This window comes from Luteimonas sp. TWI382, from assembly GCF_039674545.1.
Taxonomy (GTDB): Bacteria; Pseudomonadota; Gammaproteobacteria; order Xanthomonadales; family Xanthomonadaceae; genus Luteimonas.
On sequence record NZ_JBDJNS010000015.1, the window covers coordinates 69,942 to 81,948 of the forward strand.

A 12,007-nucleotide genomic window follows, 5' to 3' on the forward strand; every position below is an offset into this window, starting at 1 on the left:
TTCAGACGACCGTATTGGTGCCGTCGCGCTTCTCGCGCGGCGGCAGGTCTTCGTCGCCGTGTTCGAGGAACCAGATGTTCTCGGCGATGTTGGTCGCGTGGTCGCCGATGCGCTCGATGTTCTTGGCCATGAACAGCAGATGGGTGCTCGGTGTGATCGCGCGGGGATCTTCCATCATGTAGGTCAGCAGTTCGCGGAACAGGCTGGTGTAGACCGTATCGATCTCCACGTCCTGGGCGCGTACGCGCTGGGCCGCGTCGGCATCGGTGTTGCGGAACGCCGCCAGCACTTCGCGCACCTGGCGCACGGCCAGTTCGCCCAGCACCGCCAGGCCGCGGGTATGCGGCAGCGGCGGCGAGAGGTTGAGCGCGGTCGAGCGCTTGGCCACGTTCGCCGCGTAGTCGCCGATGCGCTCGATGTCGGCGGCGATGCGCAGCGCGGCGAGGATTTCGCGCAGGTCGCGGGCCATCGGCCCGCGCAGTGCGAGTTTCATCACGTCCTGGCTGATCTCGCGTTCGAGGATATCGATCGCATCGTCGTTGGCGACGATCCGGTCGGCGGCCCGGTCGTCGCGGCGCTCGATGACGTCCAGCGCCGATTCGAGCTGCGCGGCCGCCATCTCGCCCATGCGCAGGATCTCGCCGGTCAGACGGCTGCGTTCTTCGTCGTAGCTCTTGACGATGTGGTCGTGCGGTTGGGTGGGCATGGTGGTTACCTGGATAGGGAAGGCGCGGACGCGTTCGTCTTTGGAATGGCGTCGCCCTCCATGGCGGGGTGTCGCCGGCGTCGGATCGACCGGCCCGGCCCTCCATGGCCGGGCGTTCGGGGCGCGGTCGAGGCCGGATGGCCTCGACCTAGTGCGCCCCTCACCCAAACCGGCCGGTGATGTAATCCTCGGTCTGCCGCTTGGCGGGGTTGGAGAAGATCGTCTCGGTGGTGTCGTGCTCGATGAGGTCGCCCAGGTACATGAAGGCGGTGTAGTCGGACACGCGTGCGGCCTGCTGCATGTTGTGGGTGACGATGACGATCGTGTAGTCGACCTTCAGTTCCTCGACCAACTGCTCGATGCGACTGGTGGAAATCGGGTCGAGCGCCGAGGTCGGCTCGTCGAGCAGCAGCACGTCGGGGCGCAGCGCGACCGCGCGTGCGATACACAGGCGCTGCTGCTGGCCGCCCGACAGGCCCAGCGCATTCTGGCCGAGCTTGTCCTTGACCTCGGTCCACAGCGCGGCCTGGGTCAGCGCCTGCTCGACGCGCTCGGCGAGCTGGCCCTTGGAGAGCTTCTCGTGGTGGCGGATCGCATAGGCGACGTTCTCGAAGATCGTCATCGGAAACGGCACCGGCTTCTGGAACACCATGCCGACCTTCGAGCGCAGCCGGTTCATCGGGTAGCGCGGCGAGAGGATGTTCTCGCCATCGAGCAGCACGTCACCGCTGGCCACCAGCTTGGGGTACAGCGCATAGATGCGGTTGAAGATACGCAGCAGCGTGGACTTGCCGCAGCCAGAAGGCCCGATCAGCGCGGTCACGCGTTTTTCGGGAATCTCCAGGTCGATGCCCTTGAGCGCGTGGAAGTCGCCGTAGTGGAAGTCCAGGCCGCGCGCGGCGATCTTGACCGGTCGCGGGGCCAGCACTTCGCGGGCGTGGGTCGCCAGCTGGATGCGTTGCGACGGCGCGGTATGCAGGTCGTTCATGGCCGGATCCGGTCGAAAGGAAGGAATGGGATAGGGAAGGCGGGGCGCGGCGTCAGTCATGTGTCACCCGGTTGCGCAGCAGGATCGCGCGGGCGCCCAGGCTCACCAGCAGCACGAAACAGGTCAGCACCAGCGCGCCGGCCCAGGCCAGTTGCTGCCAGGATTCGTAGGGGCTGCCGGCGTACTGGTACATGACCACCGGCACGCTCGCCATTGGGCGCAGCACGTCGCTGTTCCAGTACTGGTTGCCGAACGCGGTGAACAGCAATGGCGCGGTCTCGCCGCTGATGCGCGCCAGCGCCAGCAGCACGCCGGTGACGATGCCGGCCGACGCGCTGCGGTAGAGCACCTGCACCACGACCTTCCAATGCGGCACGCCCAGCGACAGCGCGGCCTCGCGCATCTGCGTAGGCACCAGTTGCAGCATCTCGTCGGTGGTGCGCACCACGACCGGCAGCACGATGAAGGCCAGCGCGATCGCGCCGGCCAGCGCCGAGAACCGGCCGCCGGTCTGCATCACGAACAGCGTGTAGACGAACAGGCCGAGTACGATTGACGGTGCCGAGAGCAGGATGTCATTGATGAAGCGCACGACCACCCCGGCCTTGCGGGCCCGGCCGTACTCCGACAACCAGGTGCCGGCAGCCACGCCCAGCGGCGTGCCGATCGCGATCGCCAGCGCGCACATCACCGCGCTGCCGAAGAACGCATTGAGCAGGCCGCCCTCCTGCATCGGCGGCGGCGTCATCTGCGTGAACAACTGCAGGTTGATGCCACCGGCGGCTTTGCTGACCAGCGTCCACAGGATCCAGCCCAGGAAGAACAGTCCGAACGCGGCGGTCAGGCAGCCCATGAGGATGGCGATGCCGTTGCGCACGCGGCGGCGCGCATACAGGCGGTCGGCGACCTGGCGTTCGCGTTCGGTGACGGTGGCGACGGCGACGGCGGTCATCACTTGCCCTCCCGGCGGGCGAGTTGCATCAGCATCAGGCGCGCGATCGCGAGCACCACGAAGGTGACGATGAACAATACGAAGCCCAGCAGCAGCAGCGCCGAGCGGTAGGTCTCGGTGGCTTCGCCGAAGTCGTTGGCGATCAGCGCGGCGATCGTCGTGCCCGGTTCCAGCAGCGAGGGCGTCAGCCGCACCGAGTTGCCGATCACGAAGGCCACCGCCATCGTCTCGCCGAGCGCGCGGCCCAGCCCGAGGAAGATGCCGCCGATGACTGCCGAGCGGGTGTAGGGCAGTACGATGTCCCAGCTGACCTCCCACTTGGTTGCGCCCAACGCGTAGGCCGATTCCTTGAGCCGGGTCGGCACGGTCAGGAACACCTCGCGCATCACCGCCGAGATGAAGGGGATCACCATGATCGCGAGCACGAAGCCGGCAGTCAGCGTGCCGATGCCCAGCGGCGGGCCCTGGAACAGCAGGCCGATGCCGGGAAGCGTGCCCAGGTGGTCGTTGAGCCAGGGCGTCACCCAGGTGGTCATCACCGGCACCAAGACGAACAGGCCCCACATGCCGTAGATGATCGACGGGATGCCGGCGAGCAGTTCGATCGCCGTGCCGACCGGGCCGCGCAGCCAGCGCGGTGCGACCTCGGTCAGAAAGAACGCGATGCCGAAGCTGACCGGCACGGCGATGATCATCGCGATCAGCGCGGTGACGATGGTGCCGGCGATCGGGGCCAGCGCGCCGTAGCGGTTCTCGACCGGATTCCAGTCGGCGCTGGTGAAGAACGACAGGCCCTGCGAGGCGAGCGCATCGCGGCCGCCCCAGAGCATCGACAGCGCGGCGCCGGCGAGCGCGAGCATCACCAGCACCACGGTCGTGGTCAGGACGAAGCGGAACAGGCGATCGGCGCGTGCGTCGCGCAGGTCGCGGTCGCTCGGGGCATCAAACGCGGCGGAAACGGTGGCGGCGGTCATTGGATGTCCAGACAGGAGAGTGGGCCGCAGGTGGCGGGTGCCGTCATTCCCGCGCAGGCGGGACGTGCTCTTCGACAGTCGAACGGCGGGTCACCCCGCGCAACCCGCATCGCCGCGCGGACGTGGCGTGTCCGCGCCCGCTCGCACGGGCGCGGACACACCGTCACTTGAACTCGGCCGCCCAATAGGCCTCGATCTGCTGCACCAGTTCGGGCGGCAGCGGCACGTAGTGCAGCTCACTGGCCTGGGCCTGGCCCGACTCGAACGCCCACTTGAAGAAGTCGCGGGTCGCCTGGCTGCGGGCCGCGTCCTTGGGCTGCTTGTGCATCAACATGAAGTTGGTCGCAGTGATCGGCCAGGCATCGGCGCCGGGGGCGTTGGTGATCACCAGGTTGAAGTCCTGCGCGCTGGCCCAGTCGGCGGTCGTGGCCGCTGCGGCGAAGCTCGCTTCGCTCGGCTGCACCCAATTGCCGGCCGCGTTCTGCAGCGATGCGTACGGCATGCCGTTCTGCAGGGCGTAGGCGAGTTCGACATAGCCGATCGAGCCCTTGATCTGTTGCACGTACGAGGCCACGCCCTCGTTGCCCTTGCCGCCCACGCCGGTCGGCCACTGCACCGAAGTGCCTTCGCCGACCCTGGACTTCCAGTCGGCGCTGACCTTGGACAGGTAGTTGGAGAAGTTGAACGTGGTGCCCGAGCCGTCGGAGCGGTGGACGATGCTGATCTTGCCCGCCGGTAGCGTCACGCCGGGGTTGAGCGCGGCGATCGCCGGATCGTTCCAGGTCGCGACCTTGCCCAGGAAGATGTCGGCGAGCACGGCGCCGGTGAGCTTGAGCTGGCCGGGGGCCAGGCCCTCGACGTTGAGCACGGGCACCACGCCGCCGATCGCCGACGGGAACTGGCCCAGGCCCGCGGCCTGCAGTTCGGCGCTGTCGAGCGGCTTGTCGGACGAACCGAAGTCGACGGTGCCGGCCTTGATCTGGGCGATGCCGCCGCCCGAGCCGATCGACTGGTAGTTGACCTTGTTGCCGGTGGCGGCGTTGTAGTCGGCCGACCACTTGGACACCAGCGGGTAGATGAACGAGGCCCCGGCGCCGGAGATCTCGGCGGCGACACGATCGCGCGCGCCCTGTTGCGCGGCGGGCGCACCGTCGGCGGTCTGGCCGGCCGGCGCGTCGTTGCCGCCGCAGGCGGCGAGAAAGAGCAGGGAGGACAGCGCGAGTGCGCTGATGCGGACCGGATGACGGGACATGCGAAAAGCTCCATGTGAGGAAGCGACGCAGCGCGCCGCCGGGGTGCGCTCATGAAATGATGTTTTTGTTACAGGCGTATGACGGCGTGGCTGGCGCGCGCTGACCCTCTGACGGGCGGGAGTCGGACCCGTGGGCGCGCAGTGCCGCGGTTCCCCGCCAGCTGCGACTGTCGACGCCATCCCCCGCCTGGCGGGCAGGGTGGAGAGAGGCGTCGAGCCGGCCCGAGAAAGGCCCTTCTCCCAGAGGCGGGACTGGGAGTTTCACTTCGGGTGGGCCGCCGCCTGCCAGCCGAACACCGCCTTCTCCCCTCGGTCAAAGCCGCTTCGCTGTCGGCTCACGTGAAGCACAGATCGCGCTTGCATGGAGGGGCGTCGCGCCAGCCATGCCCCCTCTGTGCGACTCGGGCGCGCGCCCGGGGAGCGAAGCCGGCTCGCCCCTGGCGCGCTTGCCCCGGCCACGCGCCGTCAGTCCGCCGCCATAGACGTCTGTAACAGGACTTCGGTGGATGCACAGTCGCTTGCTGAAACAAGCCGCGCGCTTTCGGTCTCAGTGCGTCGTGCTGGTCGCTCCCGTTTCGCGCCGGCCGGCGCGGGCGGGCTCATCGGCGGTCGTGGAGGGTGACGTGGTAGCCGTCGGGATCGGCAAAGGTGAAGGTGCGGCCGAAGGGGCCGTCGATCGGCGCGGAGACGATCGTGTGGTTGTCGGCGACGAGTGCGTCGTGGATCGCCTGCACCTCGGTCGCGTGAAACCACAGCGCGATGCCGACACCCGGCTGCGGCGCAGCCTCCAGATCCGTGCCGGGTACGAGATTGCGGAGGGCGAAGGCGATCGGCTTCGTGTCGAAGACGACGGCGTGGGGCGGCCCGGCGGGGGAGCGGACGAGGCCGAGGTAGCGCTCGTAGAACGCCTGGGAGGCGTCGAGGTCGCGCGTCTGCAGGGAGAGGAAATCGAGGCCGGTGGCGGGCATGATCGTGCTCCTTCATTCGTGTCAGTTAGTTGACACGAGGCACTCTATGTTAGAATCCTGACATGAGTCAAGGTGGAGTCGATCTCGAGACGTCGGTGGGCTACCTGCTCAAGGAGGCCTCGAGCGTACTTCGTGCCGCGATGATCGAGGCGCTGCGGCCCCTCGGCATGACGGTCACGCATTACTCGTGCCTTGAGCTGCTCGCGCAGCGCCCGGGGCTGTCGAACTCCGATCTCTCGCGCGGCGCTTTCGTCACGCGGCAGTCGATGAATGTGCTGCTGCAGACGCTCGAGCGCGAAGGGCAGGTGACCCGCCCGGCGGAGGCGCCTGTGGGCAAAGCCCTGCCCACGCGTCTCACCCCGCTCGGGCGGCGCAAGCTCGCGCAGGCCACCGCCGCGGTGCGCGACGTTGAGGTGCGGATGCTGGGCGGCTTGAGCGACCGCGAGCGCGCCGAAGCCTTCCGGCTGCTGCGCAGCATGGTCGACGCGCTGCGCTGAGCGTGTCGCTGCCGTCTTTGCGCCCGGCCTGGGTGCAGAACTCAGGAGGGATGCGGCTTGTCGGGGCGCTCGGGGCTTCGCCGGGCCGGACTGCGGAGTGCGCCGACTGAGCCGGGAACGGTTAGCGCCCGGCGCGACGGGCCAAAAGGCCCGTCGAGAAAGCAAAAGGACGCAGCGCGGGGCCGCGGACCGGCTGGGAGAGGACAACCGGCCCGCGGTGTTGCGAGTGCGAGGCGTCGAAGGAATCAGTAGCGTGCGTTCTGGGTCCAGTAGCGCTCGATCTGCTGCACCAGCGAGGCCGGCAGCGGCACGTAGCCCAGCTCGCGGGCCTGCGGTCCGCCGTTGGCGTAGACCCAGCGGAAGAAGTCCTGCGCATTCTTGGCGCCGGTGCGGTTGCGCGGCGCGCGGTGCATCAGGATGAAGTTGGTTGCCGTGATCGGCCAGGCGTTCTCCCCCGGGGCGTTGGTCATGACCAGGTGGAAATCGCGCGTCGAGGCCCAATCTGCGCTGGCGGCCGCGGCCGAGAAGGTCTCCTCGCTCGGATTGACGAAGTGGCCCGCGGCATTCTTCAGGCGCGAATAGGCCAGGCGGTTCTGCACCGCATACGACAGTTCGACGTAGCCGATGCCGCCCTTGATCTGCTTGACGTACGCGGCGACGCCTTCGTTGCCCTTGCCGCCGATGCCGACCGGCCACTTGACCGTCGTGCCTTCGCCCACGCCGTTCTTCCACTCCGCGCTGACCTTGGACAGGTAGTTGACGAAGTTGAACGTGGTGCCCGAGCCGTCGGAGCGGTGGACGACGGTGATGCGTGCATCAGGCAGGGCCAGGCCGCCGTTGAGCGCGACGATCGCCGGGTCGTTCCAACGGGTGATCTTGCCCAGGAAGATGTTGGCCAGCGTGTCGCCATCGAGCTTCATCGCACCGGCGGCGATGCCGTCCACGTTGATGATCGGCACCACGCCGCCGATCACCGAGGGGAACTGGACCAGGCCGGACTTCGCCAGATCCTCGGGCGGGAGCGGTGCGTCCGAGGAGCCGAAGTCGACCGTGCCGGCCTTGATCTGGGCGATGCCGCCGCCCGAACCGATCGACTGGTAGTTGACCTGCTTGCCGGACGCGGCGCGGTAATCGGCCGACCACTTGGTCATCGCCGGATAGACGAACGAGGCGCCGGCGCCGGTGACATCGTTGGCCAGTGCGGGCGCGGCGAATGCGGTCGCCAGCAGGGTGGTCGACAGTGCAAGGGTCGCGACCCGGTTCTTGAGCAGTGCGTACATGAGGTTCCCTGGAGTGATGGACGGCCCACAGCGCCGTGCGGCGTATTTCACGCATGCGAGATGACGGGCCGGCTTCAATCCCGTGACCATGCGATGACGGTGCGCGAGGCGCGGGCCCAGCGCGCCGCCGGGCGCGCTGTCATCGCACTGTCATCGGGTTGCCATCGGCCTGTCAGCGAGCCAGCGCAGTCTGCGCAGCGTCGATAACGGGCGCTTAACGCTGGGCCGGCTCACGCGGGACGTGACGCAAGGTGTGGCGCTTCGACACCTCTCACTCTCTCCACGGGACACCACCATGCGTCATTCCATCCTGGCCGCATCCATCGCCCTCGCTGTCGCGTCCGTTTCCTCCGCCGCTGCCGCCCAGTCTCCGCGCGATGCCGAGGTCGCCGCGCTGCGCGCGCAACTGGCCGAGCTGCAGGCCAAGGTCGACGCACTGGAAGTGCGCACCGATGCGCAGTCGGACATCAACATCGGCACCCAGGAGAGCCTGGACAAGATGGCAACCACCCTGCCGGTCGTCGACACCAAAGGCGGGCTGAAGGTCACCTCGGCCGACAAGCAGTTCGAGTTCTCCGCTGGCGGCCGCCTGCACTTCGATGCCTACGCCTTCGACCGCGACCAGGCCTCGACCACCGGCACCACCGAGTTCCGTCGCGCACGCATCACGTTGCAGGGCAAGGCCTATGGCTGGGATTACAAGTTCGAGCAGGACTTTGCGGCCGGCAGCGGCCTGGATGGCTTCCGCGACGTCTACATCGCCAAGTCGGCGCTGGGCGGCAAGTTCACCATCGGCCACTTCAAGCCGTACCGCTCGATGGAAGAACTCACCAGCTCCAACGAAATCCTGATGATGGAGCGGCCGTTCGCTTCGGCCACCGGGTTGTTCAGCGGCCGCCAGTTCCAGCAGGGCGTGGGCTACCTGCGCGCCGACGGCAACTACACCGCCGGGCTGTCGGTGTTCAACCTGCGCAGTGCGTCGGGCAGCCGCAACGAGGGCGTCGGCGCGGCCGGGCGCGTGACCTTCGCGCCGATCAACACCCAGGACAGCACGCTGCACTTCGGCGGCTGGGTCAGCCAGGAGAACCTCAACCAGGGCTCGGCGGATTTCTCGGCGTCGGCCCACTACGCCGGCCGTCGCGGCCCGTCGCAGACCATCGCCACGACCACCGGCGCCAGCCGCAACCAAGTCACTGCGGTCGGTATCGAAGCCGCGGGCTCGTTCGGGCCGCTGTTCTTCCAGGGCGAGTACGCCAACGCCACGTTCGGCCAGCCGGCCGGCCCCGACCAGGACGTCGCGACCTGGTACGTGCAGGGCAGCTGGCTGCTCAACGGCGGCCACAAGGCCTACAAGCCGGGCAACGGCATCTTCGCCTCGCCCAAGGTCGCCGACCGCGGCCTGTGGGAGCTGACCGCGCGCTACGACACGATCGAGAACAAGGACGTGCGCAACATGGACGTCAGCAGCTGGATCGTCGGCATGAACTACTACGTCAATCCGAACCTGCGCTTCATGTTCAACTACACCAAGGGCGACAACACGCTCACTGGCGATGAGACTGGGCAGTACGCGCTGCGCACGCAGTTTGCGTTCTGACCCACGCGGTCCGCGCCACGTACTGGGCCCGCGGTCGATGCCGCGGGCCTTGTGCGTTTTCGGGGCCGCGACCGCCCCACATGCGCATGCGCCATGCCGATAGGTGGAATCGGACATGCGCGGGAGGCGTCGTCGTGCCCGGCTGCGGTTAGCATGGCGGTCCGGCGCCGCGGGAGACGGCGCCGTCGCCGGCCCGTCCTTGTGCGGGCTTTCGTTCCGCAGTCCCCGGGGAGTCTCGTGAGCACGCAATCCCACGTTTTCCGCCTGTTGCAGGCGGCACTGGCCGCCGTCGTCCTGTCGCCGGTGCTGACGTTCGCCCAGGCCGTCGAGCCGGTCGACCTCGATGTCGTGGCCCGGATCCGCCACGAAGCCTTCCATCGTTCGCAGGCCGCCGCCAATCTCAAGGAACTCACCGAAACCGTGGGGCCGCGCCTGACCAACTCGCCGGCCTACGTGCGGTCGAGCGCCTGGGCACGCGGCAAGCTGGCGGGCTGGGGCCTGTCGAACGTGCACGACGAGGTCTACGACCCGGCCTTCGGCCGCGGCTGGGAGTTCCGCGCATCGCGGGTGGAACTGCTCGCACCGCGCGCACTGCCGATCCACGCGCTGCCCAAGGCCTGGACCCCCGGCACCGATGGCCCGGTCGAGGGCGAGGTGGTCCTGGCGACGTTCAAGACGCTTGAGGACATCGACAAGCAGCGCGGCAAGCTCGCCGGCAAGATCGTGCTGCTGGATGAGGCGCGCGCCTACAAGCCGGCCGACAAGCCCGACTTCCGCCGCTATACCGAGGAGGACCTCGGCGAGCTGCAGACCTTCCCGGTGCCGCAGGACCCGGCCGGCGATGCGCAGGACAAGCGCCTGGACGAGTACCGCAAGCGCCAGGCGCTCAACCGTGCCCTCAACGCGTTCTTTGCCGAGGAAGGCGTGCTGGCGACGCTGTCGATCAGTTCCTGGGACAACGGCATCGTCCGGGTGATGGGCGGGGGGGCGCGCAAGGCCGGCGAGCCGGTCGGGGTGCCGGATCTGGTGGTCGCCGCCGAGCACTACAACCAGCTCGTGCGCGCGGTCGAGCGCGGCCAGGCGCCGCGGTTGCGGGTCGACGTGGATGCGCGCTTCACCAGCGATGACGATCTGCCGGCCAGCAACACCTTTGCCGACCTGCCCGGCAGTTCGAAGGCCGACGAACTGGTGATCATCGGTGCGCACCTCGATTCCTGGCATACCGGGACCGGCGCGGCCGACAACGGCGCCGGCGTGGTCGTGATGATGGAAGCGATGCGTATCCTCAAGGCGATCGACGTGCGCCCGAAGCGCACCATCCGGATCGCGCTGTGGGGCGGCGAGGAGCAGGGCCTGCACGGGTCGGCCGGTTACGTCTCCAGGCACCTGGCGGCCTATCCCGAACCGACCGATCCCGAGCAGCGGGCCCTGCCGCAGTCGTTCCAGCGCGGCACCGGTCCGCTGCAGCGCCAGCGTGGCTACGACCGGTTCTCCACGTACTTCAACTTCGACAACGGCACCGGTCGCATCCGCGGCATCTATGCGCAGGAGAATCACGCCGCGGTGCCGATCTTCCAGGCGTGGCTGGCGCCGTTCGCCGACCTGGGCGCGCGCATCGTCACCACGCGCAACACCGGCAGCACCGACCATATCTCGTTCGATCGCGTCGGCCTGCCAGGCTTCCAGTTCGTGCAGGACCCCGCCGACTACTTCAGCCATGTCCACCACACGCACCTGGACACCTACGACCACGTGGTGCCCGAGGACCTGAAGCAGGCGGCGGCGATCATCGCCTCGTTCGCCTATCACGCCGCGATGCGCGAGCAGCGGTTGCCGCGCAAGCCGTTCGTCGAACGCGACGAGTGATGCGGTCGGGCACGGCGGTGCAGCCGCCGCCGTGCCGGCGCGCTCGCTCGAGCGGGCGCAGGGCCTTGGGTTCCGCTTGAGCGCTATCGCTCCGGGATACGCACGACAGATGCCCAGCAAGGCCCCGCGGCACGATGGAAGGGCGTCAGTCCACCGTCCCGGGGGTCTTGTCCTTGAACCGGCACAGGTCGCGGATCACGCACTTCGGGCAGTCGGGCCTGCGCGCCTTGCAGGTGTAGCGGCCATGCAGGATCAGCCAGTGGTGCGCGCCGAGCAGGAATTCCTCGGGCACCACCCGCAGCAGCCGGTCCTCGACCGCGCGCACGTCCTTGCCCGGCGCAAGACCGGTGCGGTTGGACACGCGGAAGATATGCGTGTCGACCGCGATCGCCGGCTCGCCGAACACGGTGTTGAGCACGACATTGGCGGTCTTGCGGCCGACGCCGGGCAAGGCCTCGAGCGCAGCGCGATCGTGCGGGACCTCGCCGCCGTGCTGCTCGACGAGGATGCGGCAGGTGGCGATGACGTTCTTGGCCTTGGCGTTGAACAGGCCGATCGTCGCGATGTGGCGCTTGAGGCCGTCCTCGCCCAGGTCGAGGATCGCCTGCGGCGTGTTGGCGACCGGATACAGCCGCCGGGTGGCCTTGTTGACGCCGACATCGGTGGCCTGCGCCGACAGGATCACCGCGATCAGCAGCTCGAACGGCGTGGTGTATTCGAGCTCGGTCGTGGGCTCGGGATCGAGCGCGCGCAGCCGCGAAAACAGGTCGTGGATCTCGGCCCGGGTCAACGTCGGGCCGCGGCGCCGGGGCGGGGTGGGCTGGGCGCCGTCGCTCATGCGCCGCCGCCTGCGCGCGCCTTGGCGCGGGCCAGGATGGCCGCGGCGCTGGCGGGCAGTGCCGGCCGCGGCGGCAGGGCGGCCTCCGC

Annotated in this window: 11 protein-coding genes; 3 read left to right on the top strand and 8 right to left on the bottom strand. The window is 68.6% G+C overall.

All coding sequences use genetic code 11. The features are described from left to right. Nucleotide 1: 1 nt before the first annotated feature. The 6 genes from phoU to ABE505_RS11180 all read right to left on the bottom strand — a co-directional run bounded on the left by phoU (nucleotide 2) and on the right by ABE505_RS11180 (nucleotide 5,840). Entirely contained in the window at nucleotides 2–706 is a 705-nt protein-coding gene (phoU, locus tag ABE505_RS11155) for a phosphate signaling complex protein PhoU (protein WP_346444000.1), read from the bottom strand. Between the two features lie 160 nt (nucleotides 707–866). Further along, nucleotides 867–1,694 (bottom strand): phosphate ABC transporter ATP-binding protein PstB, encoded by an 828-nt coding sequence (gene pstB / locus ABE505_RS11160; RefSeq protein ID WP_346444001.1) that lies wholly within the window; start codon nucleotides 1,692–1,694, stop codon nucleotides 867–869. Between the two features lie 52 nt (nucleotides 1,695–1,746). Further along, nucleotides 1,747–2,646, bottom strand: coding sequence for a phosphate ABC transporter permease PstA (gene pstA, locus ABE505_RS11165; protein WP_346444002.1), 900 nt, complete (start codon nucleotides 2,644–2,646; stop codon nucleotides 1,747–1,749). Continuing rightward, nucleotides 2,646–3,620, bottom strand: a complete 975-nt coding sequence (gene pstC / locus ABE505_RS11170; protein ID WP_346444004.1) for a phosphate ABC transporter permease subunit PstC — start codon at nucleotides 3,618–3,620, stop codon at nucleotides 2,646–2,648. Before pstC ends, pstA begins: the two co-directional genes overlap by 1 nt. Before the next feature lie 163 nt (nucleotides 3,621–3,783). Further along, on the bottom strand, nucleotides 3,784–4,872 hold the full coding sequence (gene pstS, locus ABE505_RS11175) for a phosphate ABC transporter substrate-binding protein PstS (protein ID WP_346444005.1): 1,089 nt from the start codon (nucleotides 4,870–4,872) through the stop codon (nucleotides 3,784–3,786). Nucleotides 4,873–5,471: 599 nt separating this feature from the next. Next, a complete protein-coding gene (locus ABE505_RS11180; protein WP_346444007.1) occupies nucleotides 5,472–5,840 on the bottom strand; it encodes a VOC family protein in 369 nt (122 codons plus the stop codon). A 62-nt stretch (nucleotides 5,841–5,902) separates the two neighbouring features. On the opposite strand from ABE505_RS11180, the gene ABE505_RS11185 reads away from it, so the two are divergent. Continuing rightward, entirely contained in the window at nucleotides 5,903–6,337 is a 435-nt protein-coding gene (locus tag ABE505_RS11185) for a MarR family transcriptional regulator (RefSeq protein WP_346446242.1), read from the top strand. 245 nt (nucleotides 6,338–6,582) lie between these two features. On the opposite strand, the gene pstS (ABE505_RS11190) is transcribed toward ABE505_RS11185, so the two are convergent. After that, on the bottom strand, nucleotides 6,583–7,617 hold the full coding sequence (pstS, locus tag ABE505_RS11190; protein ID WP_346444010.1) for a phosphate ABC transporter substrate-binding protein PstS: 1,035 nt from the start codon (nucleotides 7,615–7,617) through the stop codon (nucleotides 6,583–6,585). 295 nt (nucleotides 7,618–7,912) lie between these two features. Here pstS (ABE505_RS11190) and ABE505_RS11195 point away from each other — a divergent pair, with 295 nt between their 5' ends. Then, nucleotides 7,913–9,214: a porin gene (locus tag ABE505_RS11195; protein WP_346444011.1), complete on the top strand. Its 1,302-nt coding sequence runs from the start codon at nucleotides 7,913–7,915 to the stop codon at nucleotides 9,212–9,214. A 279-nt stretch (nucleotides 9,215–9,493) separates the two neighbouring features. Continuing rightward, complete coding sequence (locus ABE505_RS11200) at nucleotides 9,494–11,080, top strand: M20/M25/M40 family metallo-hydrolase (RefSeq protein WP_346444022.1); 1,587 nt, start codon at nucleotides 9,494–9,496, stop codon at nucleotides 11,078–11,080. 145 nt (nucleotides 11,081–11,225) lie between these two features. On the opposite strand, the gene nth is transcribed toward ABE505_RS11200, so the two are convergent. After that, nucleotides 11,226–11,918 (bottom strand): endonuclease III, encoded by a 693-nt coding sequence (nth, locus tag ABE505_RS11205; protein WP_346444013.1) that lies wholly within the window; start codon nucleotides 11,916–11,918, stop codon nucleotides 11,226–11,228. Nucleotides 11,919–12,007 lie beyond the last annotated feature (89 nt).